The 16,069-nt window shown below is 68.7% G+C and carries 14 protein-coding genes; 2 read left to right on the top strand and 12 right to left on the bottom strand.

The features are described 5' to 3' along the window. Positions 1–5 precede the first annotated feature (5 nt). The 6 genes from ACZY0X_RS22780 to rimP form a co-directional block, all read right to left on the bottom strand. Entirely contained in the window at positions 6–1,013 is a 1,008-nt protein-coding gene (locus tag ACZY0X_RS22780) for a DHH family phosphoesterase (protein ID WP_463773644.1), read from the bottom strand. After that, positions 988–1,494: a 30S ribosome-binding factor RbfA gene (gene rbfA, locus ACZY0X_RS22775; RefSeq protein WP_463773643.1), complete on the bottom strand. Its 507-nt coding sequence runs from the start codon at positions 1,492–1,494 to the stop codon at positions 988–990. The genes ACZY0X_RS22780 and rbfA overlap by 26 nt, the downstream gene beginning before the upstream one ends. Continuing rightward, complete coding sequence (gene infB, locus ACZY0X_RS22770) at positions 1,495–4,320, bottom strand: translation initiation factor IF-2 (RefSeq protein WP_463773641.1); 2,826 nt, start codon at positions 4,318–4,320, stop codon at positions 1,495–1,497. Between the two features lie 102 nt (positions 4,321–4,422). Continuing rightward, on the bottom strand, positions 4,423–4,674 hold the full coding sequence (locus ACZY0X_RS22765) for a YlxR family protein (protein WP_463773640.1): 252 nt from the start codon (positions 4,672–4,674) through the stop codon (positions 4,423–4,425). Between the two features lie 141 nt (positions 4,675–4,815). Continuing rightward, complete coding sequence (nusA, locus tag ACZY0X_RS22760) at positions 4,816–5,859, bottom strand: transcription termination factor NusA (protein WP_463773639.1); 1,044 nt, start codon at positions 5,857–5,859, stop codon at positions 4,816–4,818. Beyond that, the gene (gene rimP, locus ACZY0X_RS22755) at positions 5,856–6,416 is read right to left on the bottom strand and encodes a ribosome maturation factor RimP (RefSeq protein ID WP_463773638.1); all 561 of its coding nucleotides are present in this window, start codon (positions 6,414–6,416) and stop codon (positions 5,856–5,858) included. Before rimP ends, nusA begins: the two co-directional genes overlap by 4 nt. 177 nt (positions 6,417–6,593) lie before the next feature. Between rimP and ACZY0X_RS22750 the strand changes: the two genes are divergently transcribed. Then, entirely contained in the window at positions 6,594–7,106 is a 513-nt protein-coding gene (locus ACZY0X_RS22750; protein WP_463773636.1) for a hypothetical protein, read from the top strand. Between the two features lie 107 nt (positions 7,107–7,213). Beyond that, complete coding sequence (locus ACZY0X_RS22745) at positions 7,214–7,789, top strand: ferritin-like domain-containing protein (RefSeq protein WP_463774089.1); 576 nt, start codon at positions 7,214–7,216, stop codon at positions 7,787–7,789. Here the strand turns inward: ACZY0X_RS22745 and ACZY0X_RS22740 are convergent, their stop codons facing one another. From ACZY0X_RS22740 to ACZY0X_RS22715, 6 genes are read right to left on the bottom strand one after another with little or no spacing between them, the layout of a single operon-like run. Further along, a complete protein-coding gene (locus ACZY0X_RS22740) occupies positions 7,790–9,541 on the bottom strand; it encodes a proline--tRNA ligase (RefSeq protein ID WP_463773634.1) in 1,752 nt (583 codons plus the stop codon). Between the two features lie 49 nt (positions 9,542–9,590). Next, positions 9,591–10,277 carry a VOC family protein gene (locus ACZY0X_RS22735; protein WP_463773632.1) on the bottom strand — a complete coding sequence of 229 codons (687 nt, stop codon included), beginning with the start codon at positions 10,275–10,277 and terminating at the stop codon, positions 9,591–9,593. Continuing rightward, positions 10,274–11,755, bottom strand: a complete 1,482-nt coding sequence (locus ACZY0X_RS22730; RefSeq protein ID WP_463773631.1) for an MFS transporter — start codon at positions 11,753–11,755, stop codon at positions 10,274–10,276. Before ACZY0X_RS22730 ends, ACZY0X_RS22735 begins: the two co-directional genes overlap by 4 nt. A gap of 57 nt (positions 11,756–11,812) precedes the next feature. Next, a complete protein-coding gene (locus ACZY0X_RS22725) occupies positions 11,813–13,393 on the bottom strand; it encodes an MFS transporter (protein ID WP_463773629.1) in 1,581 nt (526 codons plus the stop codon). Between the two features lie 22 nt (positions 13,394–13,415). After that, positions 13,416–14,636, bottom strand: a complete 1,221-nt coding sequence (gene cobA / locus ACZY0X_RS22720; protein WP_463773628.1) for a uroporphyrinogen-III C-methyltransferase — start codon at positions 14,634–14,636, stop codon at positions 13,416–13,418. Between the two features lie 19 nt (positions 14,637–14,655). Next, entirely contained in the window at positions 14,656–16,044 is a 1,389-nt protein-coding gene (locus ACZY0X_RS22715) for a cobyrinate a,c-diamide synthase (RefSeq protein ID WP_463773627.1), read from the bottom strand. Positions 16,045–16,069 lie beyond the last annotated feature (25 nt).

The following is a 16,069-nucleotide window of genomic DNA, read 5'->3' as shown; positions in this document are numbered from 1 at the left end:
CGCGGTCAGCCAAGCGCATCAGCGAGCGCCTTCACCACGTCCTCGACCGGGCCGGTCGCGGAGTAGCCGGCGGCGAACCGGTGCCCACCTCCGCCGAATCGGCCTGCGACGACTGTGAGGTCCACCGCCGCCTTCGCCCGCATCGACACCGACCAGCGCTGGGGAGCGATCTCCTTGAACACCGCGGCCACCTCGGCCTGCGAAGTGGTGCGCACGATATCGACAATGCTCTCCACCTCCTCGAGCCGGGCGGCGCTGAACTCCTGATGGGGCACAACGGCATACACGAAACCGAGTCCACCCAGCGCCTCGGGCGCGAGGCGTGCCGACGCCAGCACGCGCGACAGCATCGGAAGCCACGAGAACGGGTGTGTGTCGAGCAGGGTGCGACTGATGGAGGCGTTGTCGACCCCGAGTTCGAGCAACCGCGAGGCGAGGCGGTGCGCCCGGGCGGTGGCCCACCGGAACGATCCGGTGTCGGTTGTCAGGCCCGCGTAGAGGCAGTGCCCGACGGGTGCGTCTATCGGCTCACCCCACGCGTCGAGAAGCTCGGCGACGAGCATCGTGGTGGAGTCCGCCGACAGATCGACGTAGTTCGCGGTGCCGAACAGCTGGTTCGACGCGTGGTGGTCGATCACCAAGACCTGCCGGGCACAGTCGGCCACACCCCGCAGTGCGCCCAGCCGGTTGACGCTGGGGATGTCGACTGTGACGACCAGATCGGGGTCACGCCGCATCGCGTCCGCGGCCACCAGCAGGTGACCACCCGGCAGCGACTGCAGGGACTCCGGCAGATCGGCTGGTTCGGCGAACGCGACCTCGACGGCCTTGCCCACGCGCTCCAACACCAATGCCAGCGCCAGCCCGGCGCCGATCGTGTCGGCATCGGGATAGACGTGACACAACACCGCCACACTGGCTGCACCGGAGAGCAGTGCCGCCGCGCCATGCGCATCGACGCGTGCGGCCGCAGCCTCGGGTACTAGCTCAGTCGTCGGTTCGATCGTTGTCACCGGTGTCCTCAGCGTCGGAATCGTCATCAGGCTCGTCGCCCGATTCCTCGCCCCCGACCACACGGTACGGGTCAGCGTCACCGGCCGGTGTGGCACCCTCACGAATCCGTGCCACATCGGCGTCGGCGGCACGCGCGCGTGCCAGCAGTTCCTCCATGTGTTGCGCCGTGTCGGGCACCTTGTCCAGCACGAACGCCAGCGTCGGGGTGAAGCGCACACCCGTGGCGGCGCCAACCTTGCTCCGCAGGATGCCCCTGGCACGCTCGAGTGCCTTGGCGGCTCCGTCGTAGTCGGGTTCGTCCTGCAGCGTCTCGCCACGAACCGTGTAGAACACTGTGGCGTCGTGCAGGTCACCCGTCACCTTCGTGTCCGTAACGGTCACGAAGGCCAACGGGGGATCCTTGATCTCGAACTCGATGGCTGACGCGACGACCGTGCCGATGCGCTTGGAGAGCCGTCGTGCGCGACCCACGTCAACCATTTAGGTGCGCTCCTTCTCCACGAGTTCGTACGCCTCGATGACGTCGCCTTCCTTGATGTCGTTGTACGTCAAGGTCAGGCCACACTCGTAGCCGTCGCGCACCTCGGTGGCGTCCTCCTTCTCGCGCTTCAGCGACGAGATGGTGACGGTCTCGGCAACCACGACGTTGTCACGCAGCAACCGTGCCTTGGCGTTGCGCCGCATGATGCCCGAGGTGACGAGGCAGCCGGCGATGTTGCCGACCTTCGACGACCGGAAGATCGCCCGGATCTCGGCGCGGCCGAGCTCCTTCTCCTCGTAGACCGGCTTGAGCATGCCCTTGAGCGCGCTCTGGATCTCGTCGATGGCCTGGTAGATCACCGAGTAGTACCGGATGTCGACACCCTCGCGGTTGGCCAGCTCGGTGGCCTTGCCCTCCGCACGGACGTTGAAGCCGATGATGATGGCATTCGAGGCCGACGCCAGGTTGACGTTGGTCTCGGTGACACCGCCGACGCCGCGGTCGATGACACGCAGCTCCACCTCGTCGCCGATCTCGATGCCCAGCAGGGCCTCCTCCAGCGCCTCGACGGTGCCGGAGTTGTCGCCCTTGAGGATCAGATTCAGCTGAGAAGTCTCCTTCAACGCTGCATCGAGATCGTCCAGGCTGATGCGCTTACGGCTACGTGCGGCCAGCGCGTTGCGCTTGCGTGCACTGCGGCGATCCGCGATCTGACGGGCGATCCGGTCCTCGTCGACGACCAGCAGGTTGTCACCGGCACCGGGCACCGACGTGAAGCCGATGACCTGGACGGGACGCGAAGGCAGGGCCTCGATGACGTCCTCGCCGTGCTCGTCGACCATGCGTCGGACACGCCCGTAGGCGTCACCGGCCACGATCGAGTCGCCGACCCGCAGCGTGCCGCGCTGGATGAGCACGGTGGCCACGGGGCCGCGGCCACGGTCCAGGTGCGCCTCGATCGCCACACCCTGGGCTTCCATGTCGGGGTTGGCCCGTAGATCCAGCGAGGCATCAGCGGTCAACAGCACGGCTTCGAGCAGCGCATCGATGTTGATGTTCTCCCTGGCGGAGATATCGACGAACATGGTGTCGCCGCCGTACTCCTCGGCCACCAGGTTGTACTCGGTGAGCTGCGCCCGGATCTTCGCCGGGTCGGCGCCCTCCTTGTCGATCTTGTTGACCGCCACCACGATCGGCACGTCAGCGGCCTGCGCGTGGTTAATGGCCTCCACCGTCTGCGGCATGACGCCGTCATCGGCAGCGACCACCAGAATCGCGATATCGGTGGCCTTCGCGCCACGGGCACGCATGGCGGTGAACGCCTCGTGACCCGGGGTGTCGATGAAGGTGACCAGACGCTCGTTGCCGTCCAGTTCGGTGAGGACCTGGTAGGCGCCGATGTGCTGGGTGATGCCACCGGCCTCACCCTCGCGGACATTGGCCTTACGGATCGTGTCCAGCAGGCGGGTCTTGCCGTGGTCGACGTGACCCATGACAGTGACGACCGGCGGACGGAACTGCAGATCGTCCTCGTCGCCCTCGTCCTCGCCGTAGGTGAGGTCGAAGGTCGACAACAGCTCACGGTCCTCGTCCTCAGGGGACACGACCTGCACGACGTAGTTCATCTCGCTGCCGAGCAGCTCGAGCGTCTCGTCACCTACCGACTGAGTCGCGGTGACCATTTCGCCGAGGTTGAACAGCGCCTGCACCAGCGAGGCCGGGTTGGCGTTGATCTTGTCGGCGAAGTCGACCAGCGACGCGCCGCGGGCCAACCGGATGGTCTCACCGTTGCCGTGTGGCAACCGCACACCACCGACGACCGGTGCCTGCATGCTCTCGTACTCGGCGCGTTTCGCCCGCTTCGACTTGCGGCCACGACGGACTGCGCCGCCGGGACGACCGAATGCACCTGCCGCGCCGCCGCGCTGGCCGGGACGACCACCGCCGCCACCGCCACCTGGGCGTCCGCGGAAGCCACCTGCGGGTGCGCCGCCTGGGGCTCCGGCACCGCCGCCAGCGCCACCGCCGCGGTAGTTACCACCACCGCCACCGGCACCACCGGGACCGCCGGGACGACCACCGCCGCCACCGGGACCACGGCCGCCGGGGGCGGGACGCGGGCCACCGGGACGACCCATCGCGCCTGGTCGGGCACCTGGGGGACGTGGCGGCATGTTGCCGGGTGTGGCTCCGGGACGCGGGCCGGGGCGCGGGCCACCTGGGCCTGCCGCGGGACGCGGGCCACCGGGACCGGCAGCGGGACGCGGTGCCGGACGCTCGACCGGCTGCTGCGACGAGAAGGGGTTATTGCCCACGCGCGGGGCGCGCGGTGCGGGCTTGGGGGCGCCGGGAGTGGCTGGCGCCGGACCAGGTCGGGGACCCGGTGTCGGACCTGCCGGTGCGGCGGGCTGGGCCGGTGCACTCGCGGCAGGTGCTGGTGCCGCGGCGGCGGGTGTCTGCACCGGTGTCGGAGCCGGAGCCGGAGCCGCGGGCGGCGCAGGAGGTGCCGGTGGTGCGGGCTTCGGACCGCCGGGCTTGGGTGCCGAGGTCGTGACGCCACCGTCGGCTGCCGCGGGTGCGGCACCGGGCTTGGGCCCGGCCGATGCGGACGGAGCGGCTGCGGCTGCGGGCTTCGCCGGTGCCGGCGCGGCCTTGGCGGGCTTGCCTGCACCGAATGCCTCGCGCAACCGGCGCGCCACGGGAGCCTCCACTGTGGAGGATGCGGACTTAACGAATTCGCCCTGATCACTCAGACGGGCGAGAACTTCCTTGCTGGTGACACCGAGTTCTTTAGCCAACTCGTGCACGCGGGCCTTACCTGCCACTACTACTACTCCTGTCTGGAGGCGACAGCGGTGGTAGGCCGCGCCTCGGGTTTAGCTATGACGCATGGTCATCGAGACTTCACGGTGTGCTCATGTTCTTCGCTACCTGTTCTGTTGCCGGGCGGCCGTGTCCTTCAATCCCTCGAAGTACTCGGCCACCGCGGATGTGTCCGGCGGACCGGTGATGCGCAACGCTCGGGTGAAAGCCCGCCGCCGGATCGCCGCATCGAGGCACTGCGGGTCGAGATGCAACCACGCACCCCGCCCCGGCAGGTTACCCGCTGAGTCAACGGTTACGGCGTGATCGCCATTCCCGTCACACACAGCGGCTACTCGCAGCAAGTCGACAGCCAACTCTCGCCTCCTGCAACCGACACACGTTCGCACCGGGCCGAGGGGCCGATCGGTACTCTCGCGCGCCGAGGCAGGAGTCTCGCGCTGGATCACGGCTCAGTCTAGCCTCACCCGTTGCCCCAGACAGAATCGCGTGTCGCGCTACCTGTCACGCTGGGCGCCGTGGGCCGCCCCCGAGTGCGGCGGACCCTCCGGCGTGGGCGCCGCGTCGCTGCGAATGTCGATCCGCCAACCGGTCAAACGGGCAGCGAGACGTGCGTTCTGCCCCTCCTTGCCGATCGCCAGCGACAGCTGGAAGTCGGGCACCACGACACGCGCGGCACGACCCGCCTCATCGATGACCGAGACCGACACCACCTTGGCCGGTGACAACGCATTCGCGACGAACCGTGCCGGATCCTCGTCGTAGTCGATGATGTCGATCTTCTCGCCCGACAACTCGCTCATCACATTGCGAACCCGTTGGCCCATCGGCCCGATGCAGGCTCCCTTGGCGTTGAGGCCCGGCATCCGCGATGTCACGGCGATCTTCGAGCGGTGCCCGGCCTCGCGGGCCACGGCGACGATCTCTACCGATCCGTCGGCGATCTCGGGAACCTCGAGCGAGAACAGCTTGCGAACCAGATTGGGATGGGTGCGCGACAGCTCGATCCTGGGCTCACGAACACCGCGGGTGACCCCGATCACGTAGCAGCGCAACCGATCACCGTGTTGGTAACTCTCGCCGGGGACCTGCTCGGCGGGCCTGACCATGCCCTCCGACCCCTTGCTCTCGGTGCCCAGGCGCACAACGACGTTGCCCCGCGCGTTCTCTCGTGCATCACGCTGCACGACACCCGCCGCGATATCACCCTCGCGGGCGGAGAACTCGCCGAACATGCGCTCGTTCTCCGCGTCACGGAATCGCTGCAGCATCACCTGCCGTGCGGTGGTCGCGGCGACGCGGCCGAAACCCTCTGGGGTGTCGTCCCATTCCTGAATCAGGTTGCCGTCGGCGTCGGTCTCGCGGGCCATCACCCGCACGACGCCGGTCTTGCGGTCGATGTCGATCCAGGCGTCGGCCTCGTGCCCCTCCGTGTGGCGGTACGCGGTCAGCAGCGCGGTCTTGATCGTCTCCAACAGCTCATCGACCGCGATCCCCCGATCCACTTCGATGGCATGCAACGCAGCCATATCGATGTTCATTCGTCGACCTCCTCTCCGGAATGGCCGGCTAACTCGAGCTCTCGCCGGTTTGGTGGTGAAAACTCCACTTGTACAACAGCTTTGACAATTTCACTAAGAGCTATGTCACGCACCTCGTATTTCGCGCGCCGACTGTCGGCGACCACCACGCTCACGGTGTCGCCCACGAGTTCGCCCAACCGGCACTCCAGAGTGGAACCGTCGGACATCGACAGCGCCACCTTGCGACCGCGTGCACGCCGGTAGTGCCGTTCAGTGGTCAGCGGACGGTCCACGCCCCGCGACGTGACCTCCAGAACATAGGGGTCGAACTCCCCCGACGACGATTCGAACGCGTCGAGCAGCTCAGATGCGACACGCGACAACTCCGCGACGTCTTCGAGATCGAGGTTCTCCTCGCCATCGGCGACCACCACGATGCGGGGCGGCCGAGACACGGGCTGAACGGCAACATCCTCGACGTCGTACCCGCGACGCGCGAACTCAGCCTCGAGTAGCTCGGTCACCTGCGAAGAAGTCGGCAAGTGCGGGGACCGTAGCGGTTGATCCGATGCCACGGCGAGCTCCTCGTCTTGAGTTGTGCGGACGTGATCCCGGGCTACTGACCCTCGGGATCGAGTATCAACGATACGCCAGTCCCGGACGCCCGATTGGCCAACGACAGGTCAGCCGGTCGAACGCACGGCCGACTGATCGGATCGCGCGGGATGGCAGGATGACCCACGATGTCGAACGTGACCAGCACTCCCTCCCTCAGCAGGCGGCATGTCCTGATTGGTGCTGCCGCCCTGGCGCTGCTGAGCACCACATCGGTCGCCTGCGGGTCCAAGACCCCCCCAGCCGATCTCAGCTCACTGGTCACCCAGATCGACCTCGCCCGGGCCGACAGCCAGTTGGCCGCGGACGCAGCAGCGGCCACCCCGGCGCCCGTCGCCGCGGCACTGACCGTCGTCGCCGCCGAGCGCGCCGCGCACGCCGAGGCGCTCACCGAGGAGATCATCCGTGTGACAGGCCAGGAACCGACGTCCTCGAGCGCCTCCGCGACCTCTACGTCACCGCCTCCCACCCCGGGAGCGCCCGTGGCCGCTCCAACACCGCAGGACGTCGTCGTGGCTCTCGCGAAGTCCGCAGGCAGCGCCGCCCAGGCGGCCGCCGAACAGGCGGGTTACCGCGCCGGATTACTCGGCTCCATCGCGGCGGCGTGCACCGCCGCGTACACCGTCGCCCTGGCCGAGGTGGCGCCATGACAGGGCCGCTGCCCGGACCGGCGACGACCGCACCGGGCACCACATCAGCCACCACGCCGGTGCCGCCCACCACCAGGTCGACCACGACCGCGTCGACCACGACGTCCATGCCGCCCGCCACCAGCAACCCGCCCCCGGCCCCGCCCGTGGCCACGACGACTGAGCCGCCCAGCACCACCACGACGACTCAACCGACGACGACCACCTCGGAGTCGCCGACGAGCCGGACCACTGACCCGGCACGCCCCAGCGACGGACCCGACGCGGCGCTGTTCGACGCCGTCGCGACCGAGCACGGCGTGATCTACGGGTACGGCCTGGTATCGGCGCACTCCGCACCCGACGTCAACGACATCGTCGCCGAGGCGATGGCCGGGCACCGCAAGCTACGTGAGGACGCGATCGCCCGGCTGACCGATCGCGATGTCACCGCGCCCCTGCCCGCCGTCGGCTACGAGATCCCCATCGAGGTCAACACACCGCAGGACGCGGCCCAGCTGGCGACGCGGATGGAGGAGGACAGCGCGGTCGCATGGCGAGCGGTTCTCGAACAGGCAACGACCACCGAGGACCGCACGTTTGCCGTGACGGCGCTGACGCAGGCGGCGGTCACCGCGGCCAAATGGCGCGCCGTACTCGGCACCTCACCGAGCACCGTCGCGTTCCCCGGAGGCACCGAGTAGCTAGGTACCGCCGGCCAGTGCCTCAGCGATTGTCGCGGCAGCCGAGTCGACCGGAATCTCGCGGTTCTCACCGGTGAACCGGTTGCGCAACTCGACCACGCCGTCGGCCCACCCGCGGCCGACCACGACGAGCCACGGCACCCCGAGCAGTTCGGCGTCCTTGAACTTCACGCCGGGTGAGGCCTTGCGATCGTCAAGAAGCACCTCGAGCCCCAGCCGATCCAGTGCACCGGCCAGTTCCGTCGCGCCAGTCCTGGCGTCGTCGTCCTTGTTGGCGATCACCACGTAGGCGTCGAACGGCGAGACCGCACTGGGCCACCGCAGGCCGAGATCGTCATGGTGCTGCTCGGCAATGACGGCGACCAGGCGCGACACCCCGACACCGTAGGAGCCCATGGTCAGGCGCACCGGCTTACCGTCCTCACCGAGCACGTCGGCGGTGAAGGCGTCGGTGTACTTGCGGCCGAGCTGGAAGATGTGGCCGATCTCGATACCGCGCGCCGACACCAGCGGGCCCCTGCCGTCGGGCGAGAGGTCGCCGTCGCGGACCTCGGCCGCCTCGATGGTGCCGTCGGGCGTGAAGTCGCGGCCGACCACCAGGTCCAGAACGTGCTTGCCCTGCTCGTCGGCGCCGGTGAGCCACGACGTGCCGTCCACGACCCGCGGATCGACCAGGTAGCGAACACCGTTGGCCAGCAGTCCCTTCGGGCCGATGTAGCCCTTCACCAGGAACGGATGCTTGGCGAAGTCGGCATCACCGAGCATCACGTACTCAGCCGGCTCGAGAGCCGCGCCAAGCCGCTTGTCGTCCACTTCGCGGTCGCCAGGCACGCCGATGGCCAGCAGCTCCCACTCACCGCCGGGCTCGCGGACCTTCATCATCACGTTCTTCAACGTGTCCGCCGCGGTGAACTCGCGGCCGAGGCCCGCACCGTTGGCCCAGTCGACGAGCGTGGCGATGGTCGGCGTGTCACCGGTGTCGTGGACGACCGCTTCCGGCAGCCCGTCGAACGGGATCGGCGCGGGCGGCGTGGTGATCACGGCCTCGACGTTGGCGGCGTAACCCGATTCCACGCAGCGCACGTAGGTGTCCTCGCCGACCTCACTCTCGGCCAGGAACTCCTCCGACGCGCTGCCGCCCATCGCGCCGGAGACCGCCGACACGATCACGTACTGCACGCCCAGACGCGCGAAGATCCTCTGGTAGGCCTCGCGATGGGCGTGGTAGGCGTCCTTCAGCCCGCCCTCGTCGACGTCGAACGAGTACGAGTCCTTCATCACGAACTCGCGGCCGCGCAGGATGCCCGCGCGCGGACGCGCCTCATCGCGGAACTTGGTCTGGATCTGGTAGAGCCGCAGCGGGAAGTCCTTGTAGGAGGAGTACTCCCCCTTCACCGTCAGCGTGAAGAGTTCCTCGTGGGTGGGCCCGAGCGCGTAGTCGTTGCGGCGACGGTCCTGCAGCCGGAACAGGTTGGGCCCGTACTCGGTCCACCGGTTCGTCTTCTCGTAGGGCGCGCGCGGCACCAGCGCCGGGAGCAGGATCTCCTGTCCCCCAATGGCGTTCATCTCGCTGCGGACGATCGCCTCGATCTTGCGCAGCACGCGCAGCCCGAGCGGCAGCCAGCTGTACAGCCCGGGACCGACGGGCCGGACATAGCCGGCGCGGATCAGCAGTTTGTGGCTGGGCACCTCGGCGTCGGCGGGGTCGTCTCGGAGGGTGCGAAGGAAAAGCTCGGACATGCGGGTGATCACAGCCGACAACCTTAGCGATGTCCGGTGGGGTCGCTGCTCGTCGCGTCCGTCAGTCGCGTCCCTGCCAGGTGCACACGCACACCTCGTTACCCTCCGGATCGGCCAGCACCCAGAATGCGGGCGCCGCATCGGCGCTGACCAGCGTGCCGCCGGCGGCCAGCGTGGCGTCGATCCGCGGCTGGGCCACCTCGGGTGCAACATCGACGTCGATGTGGATCCGATTGCGTTGGGGACGCGGGGCGTCCATCTGCTGAAACCAGATGGTCGGCCCGCGCCGCAGCGGGTCACACAGCGCGCCCTCCGGCAGGTCAACCGACGTGGGTTCGTCGATATAGCCGGTCACGGCCTGCCAGAACGGCCGGATCCCGGGAATGTCGAGCGCGTCGATGGCGATCTCGATCGCCTGTGGCGTCACCGACCCCTCGCCGGGGCGAGTGTCCAGGGACCGTTCGGCCAGGGCGGCCGTGATGCGTGGCGCCAAAGACAGGTCGTGGTCGGTGACCCGTCCGGCAGCGAGTGTCTGCAGGTGTAGCACGACCCGGTCGGCGTGCAGATCGACGCGCAGGTGCCCGTCCCCCTCATCGCCGACGGCGTCCACCGCGGTGGCGGCGGCCCGCACCGCGGCGGGCAGTGACGGCACAGCCACGTGGGTGATGAGCACACCGAGGATCAACCGCCAGCCCAGCGGATCGCCGATCTGCGATATCTGGCCGCGGGTCGGCATCGCGTCGCTCACAGTTCGCCCGCCTCGACCGCTTCACGGGTGTGCTGCGCGCGGGCGATGTCGCGGGCGGAGAAGCCGATCCAGAACGCGGCAACACCCACCAGGATCGCAACCCCCGCCACCCACAGCAGCGAATAGGTGTAGCCCTGTCCCAGCGCGTCGAGTTGGGCGGGCGTCATGTTCTTCACCGGTCCCGTCGTGCCGCCGAGGTAGAGCGTGCGGGAGGTCTGCACGGCCATGATGATAACCAGCACCAGCGGTCCACCGAGGTTCTGCACCATGAGCGTGATCGCCGCAACCGGCCCGATCTCACTCGGCCCGACACCTGCGACGGCGCACAGCGGCAGGATCACCGAGATGATGCCGATTCCGAAGCCGCCCACCACGATCGGCCCGAACAGGTCCGGGAAGTACGGGATGTCGCGGGTCAACGTGGAGCCGTAGAGCATGGCCGCCAGGACGAACAGGCCGCCGCCGATGATGAGCCAGCGCGGCGCGAACAGTGGCGCCAGCCTGGTGGCCAGGACGTTGCCGACGCCGACCGCAGCCGCGAACGGCAGGAAGCAGATCCCGGCACGCAGCGCGGAGTACCCGAGGACGTCCTGAGCCAGCAGGCCGACCATCACCGTCACGGTCAGCAACACCCCGCCGCCGAGGAACCACGCGGCGAACGTCGCCACCCGATTGCGGTCGTTGAACACCGAGAACGGCACCAGCGGGTTGTCGGCGGTGCGTTCCACCACGAAGAACGCGACGAAGAAGCACACCGAGGCCACCGCGGCACCGATCACCCACGGGTCGACCCAACCGCGCGGCGGGCCCTGGGTGAAGACCAGGACGGCCGAGGTGCAGCCCAGCGTGGCCAACAGCGCGCCCGTGATGTCGAGTTTGAGCCGCTCGTGGGTGGTCTCGGCGATCTTGAACACCGCGATCGCGATGATGACGATGCCGATCGGCACGTTGATCAGGAACGCGAGCCGCCAGGAGATGACGGTGAACAGGCCACCGAGCACCAGGCCGAGGACAGACCCGCAGGCCTGCATACCCGCCGACACCGCCATGGCCTGATTGCGCGCATGGCCCACGGCGTAGGTCGTGGCGATCAGCGCCAGTCCCGTCGGCGCCGCGACAGCCGCGCCGATGCCCTGCAGCGCACGCGCGGCGATCAACGTGTACTCGTCGTTGGCCAGCCCGCACACAAGCGACGCGATGGTGAAGACGCCGACACCAGACAGGAAGGCCCGCTTGTGCCCGATCGCGTCACCGACACGGCCGCCGAGCAGCAGCAGACCGCCGAACGCCAGGACGTAGGCGGTGATGACCCAGCTCTTGCCTGCGTCGGAGAGGTTGAGGTCGGCCTGCATCTGCGGCAGCGCGACGATGACGATGGTGCCGTCGAGCGTCGACATCAGCTGTATGCCGGTGATCGCGATGATGGCTGTGCCGAGCACCGACGAGGACAGCGGTGCGGTACTGCGCTCGGCAGACATGCCTTGCGACACTACCGATTGGTGACGACACCTATTGGCGACAACGCCGTGGTCGAGTTAGATCTCTCCGGCGTCGAGGGCGTCCTTGGCCTCCTGGGCGTGCGCGACCTGCTCAGCGGTGTAGCCGATGAACAGAGCCACCGCACCGACCACGACCGCGACGGCCGCCACCCACAGCAGGCCGTAGGTGTAGCCCTGGTCCAGGGCGTGCAGCTGCGCGGCGTCCATGTTCTTCACCGGACCGGTGGTCCCGCCCAGGTAGAGCGTGCGCGACGTGATGACGGCCTGAATGATCGCCAGCACGACGGGTCCGCCGAGGTTCTGCAGCATCAGGGCGATGGCCGAGACCGGGCCGATCTCGTCGAAGCCGACGCCCGCGATGGCCGAGATCATGAGCGGCACCACGATCATGCCGATGCCGAGTCCACCGACGGTGATCGGGATCACCAGGTTCGGGAAGTAGGGGATGTCGCCGTGCAACGTCGAGCCGTAGATCATCGCCGCCAGCACCAGGACGCCGCCCGCAATCACCAGCACCCGCGGCGGGAACCGCGACGCCAGGAACGAGGACAACCCGAGCCCGATGCCCAGCGCGATGACGAACGGAATGAAGCCGATGCCGGCGCGCAGGGCGCTGTAGCCCATGACGTCCTGGACATACAGTCCGATCAGCACGGTCAGCGTGAACATCACGCCGCCGGCCAGGAACACCGCCGCGAACGTGGCGACCCGGTTGCGGTCACGGAACAGGCTGAACGGGACGACGGGGTTGACCGCGTTGCGCTCGACGTAGACGAAGGCGGTGAAGAAGACCAGCGCCGCCAATCCGGAGCCGAGCGTGAGGCTCGACGACCAGCCCTTCTCAGGCCCCATCGAGAAGCCGAAGACGGCGGCCGTACAGGCCAGGGTCGCCAGGATGGCGCCCGCGGCGTCCAGCTTCATCCGCTCGCGGTTCGTCTCGCGCAGCGTCTTGCGCGCCAGGTAGATCATGACCAGGCCGATGGGCACGTTGACCAGGAACGCCCAGCGCCACGACACCTCGGTCAGGGCGCCGCCGACGACGAGGCCCATCACCGACCCGACGCCGGTCATCGCGGCGAACACCGCGGTGGCCGTGTTGCGCGCCGGACCCTTGGGGAACGTGGTGGCGATCAGCGCCAGGCCGGTCGGCGAGGCGATCGCCGCGCCGACGCCCTGCAGCAGACGCGCGAGGACCAGGGTGGACTCGTCCCACGCGATACCGCACAGGACCGAGGCAATGGTGAAGAGGCCGACGCCCACGATGAAGGTGCGCTTGCGGCCGATGGTGTCGCCGAGGCGGCCACCGAGCAGCATCAGCCCGCCGAACGTCAGCACGTAGGCGGTGATCACCCAGCTACGGCCCGCGTCCGACAGGTTGAGCTCGTCCTGAATCTTAGGGAGCGCAACAATGGCGACGGTGCTGTCCATCGTCGCCAGCAGCTGCATGCCGCCGATCGCGATGACGGCAGCTAGGAACCGCTGAGATGGCAGCCAGGCTGGGTACCAGCTGCTTCGCTTCGTTTCATCGGCTTGCACGCGGACTGGAAGGGCCCGCTTGCTGGCGCCTTCGGCGTCATTTCGGGCCGCGGCGCGCTCTTCATCGCTGAGAGCGGTCATACCGGGTTACCTTACAGTAATCTTAAGAACCCTTTATCTGGCGAAAGGCCGCGACGGACCCGATCACGATGATCGCGGGAGGTCGGATGCCCTCGGCGCGGATGTCCTCGCCCGCGGCCGCAAGGGTGGTGCGCAGGGTCCGCTGTGAGGCTGTGGTGCCGTGTTGTACGACGATCACCGGTGTATCCGCTGGTCGGCCGCCTTCCAACAAGACCTTCGCGAAAAGCTCGATGCGCTCGACGGCCATCAGCAGCACGATCGTGCCGGACAGCGAGGCCAGCGCATTCCAATTCACTAACGATTCCGGATGGTCAGGTGCGAGATGCCCACTGACCACCACGAATTCGTGATTTACGGCCCGATGGGTGACCGGAACACCGGCCAATGCGGGCACCGCTATGGCACTCGTCACACCGGGCACGACCGACACGGGAACCCCCGCCTCGGTGCACGCCAGGACCTCCTCATAGCCCCGCGCGAACACGAACGGATCGCCGCCCTTGAGCCGGACGACGAACTTGCCTGCCCTGGCACGGTCGATGAGGACCGCGTTGATGGCGTCCTGCGCCATGGCCCTGCCGTACGGGATCTTCGCGGCGTCGATGACCTCGACGTGCGGCGCGAGTTCGGCCAGCAACTCCGGAGGCGCGAGGCGATCGGCGACCACGACGTCGGCCTGTGCGAGCAGTCTGCGGCCCCGCACGGTGATGAGTTCGGGGTCCCCGGGGCCACCGCCGACCAACGCGACCGTTCCGCGCATCGCCTCGGTGACCTCGTCGGTGAGCACGCCGCTCTGCAGGGCCTCGTGGATGGCGTTGCGGATCGCCGCGGATCGGCGGTGGTCGCCGCCGGCCAGCACTCCGACCGACAGCCCCTCGTACTCGAAGGAGGCGGGTGTCACGGCCGTGCCGTCGCGTGCGGCGTCGGCGCGCACGCAGAACACGTGCCCGCGCTCGGCCTCGGCGACGACGGCCGCGTTGACTTCTGCGTCGTCGGTGGCGGCGATGGCGTACCAGGCGCCGTCGAGGTCACCGTCGCGGTAGTCGCGCACCTCCAGCGTGATGCCGGGTTGCTGGTCGGCCAGGGCCTCGACGGCGGGCGTCGCAGCCCGGGCGACGACGTGGACGTCGGCGCCGTTGGCCAACAGAAGGGGCAACCGGCGCTGGGCGACAGTGCCGCCGCCGACCACGACCACCTTCCGGCCGGACAGTCGGAGTCCGACGAGATAGGCGTTGTCAGTCACGTTGCTCCTCGCGTGCGCGTCACCCGGCGAGCTTAGAGGCTGCCGCCGCGGCCACGAAGCGGGTCACCGCCAATGGATGCGCCGCGGCATGGGTGTGCAGATAGGCGGCATGAACTCCGGCGTGCACCGCACCGTCGGTGGCCGTGGCCCCGCGCGCCTGGCCACCCGTCCGAAATACCCACGCGGGGTCATAGTCTCGGGCGAACGTCACCTTGGTGCGGTGGAACTCGTGGCCCACGACGCGCGCACCCGTCGGGTGCACCGACGAGTCAGACGTCGCGACGGCATCGCGGTAGCCGATGGTGAGCTTGTCGGTGAACCGCGCCGTCCCCGCGAGCACACCGCACATCGGTGTGCCGTCCAGGTCGTCGACGAGGTAGACCAGCCCGGCGCACTCCGCGTGAACCGGGGCACCCGCGGCCGCGAGCGCCGAGATCTGCCCTCGCACAATGTCGTTGGCGGAAAGCTCGGCGGTGAACTGCTCGGGGAAGCCGCCGGGCAGCACCAGCGCGTCGACGGCGCTCGGGAGCGGGTCGAGCAGCGGATCGAACTCGACCACCTCTGCGCCGGAGGCTGTCAGCAGCTCGATGTGTTCGGGGTAGCCGAAGCTGAACGCGCGGCCCGCGGCCACCGCCACGACGACCCCGCCGGTCACGGGTTCGGCGACCGCCGGATCCCATGGCGCACCCGGTACGTGCGATCGGGCAGCGGCGAGCACCGCGCCCGTGTCGACGTGCCGGGCCACCAGTTCGGTCATCGCCTCGACCGCGCGCCGTGCCAGCGCTCCGTGTTCGACCGCCGTCACGAGGCCCAGATGCCGTGACGGAACCGACAGTTCGTCGGCGCGTGGGATGGCGCCGAACACGTGCACCCCGGCCTGATCGCAGGCCTGGCGCAGCACCTCCTCGTGGCGCGGCGAGCCAACCCGGTTGAGGATCACGCCGGCGATGCGGACGGTCTCGTCGAACGTCGAGAACCCGTGCAGCAGCGCCGCGATGCTGTGACTCTGGCCGCGCGCGTCGACGACCAGCACCACCGGCGCACCCAACAGGCCCGCGACATGAGCGGTGGATCCGCGGGCCGCACCGGCCCAGGCCGGGTCGATTCGGCCGTCGAAAAGCCCCATCACGCCCTCGACGACAGCGACGTCAGCGCCAGTGGCACCGTGCCGGTACAGCGGACCGATCAGCGAGTCCCCCACCAGCACCGGATCGAGGTTGCGCCCCGGTAGGCCGGTGGCCAGCGCGTGGTAACCGGGGTCGATGAAGTCGGGCCCGACCTTGAAAGGTGCGACGCGCTGCCCGGCTCGCCGCAACGCGCCCATCAGTCCGGTGGCCACGGTGGTCTTACCGCTGCCCGATGACGGCGCCGCGATGACGACGGCGGGGGCTGCAGACGAGGTACTCACCACACTGGCTCACTCACCACGCTGG

The organism is Mycobacterium sp. IDUB_39 (genome assembly GCF_055419205.1).
The sequence above is the reverse complement of the archived record's forward strand: the minus strand, read 5'-3'. Positions and strand labels throughout refer to the sequence as shown.

Bases quoted from the DNA above. Each gene is read 5' to 3' on its own strand.
- rbfA (WP_463773643.1), bottom strand. From the start codon at position 1,494: ATGGTTGACGTGGGTCGCGCACGACGGCTCTCCAAGCGCATCGGCACG.
- ACZY0X_RS22745 (WP_463774089.1), top strand. From the start codon at position 7,214: ATGCCGCCCGCCACCAGCAACCCGCCCCCGGCCCCGCCCGTGGCCACG.
- nusA (WP_463773639.1), bottom strand. From the start codon at position 5,859: ATGAACATCGATATGGCTGCGTTGCATGCCATCGAAGTGGATCGGGGG.
- ACZY0X_RS22730 (WP_463773631.1), bottom strand. From the start codon at position 11,755: ATGTCTGCCGAGCGCAGTACCGCACCGCTGTCCTCGTCGGTGCTCGGC.
- ACZY0X_RS22725 (WP_463773629.1), bottom strand. From the start codon at position 13,393: ATGACCGCTCTCAGCGATGAAGAGCGCGCCGCGGCCCGAAATGACGCC.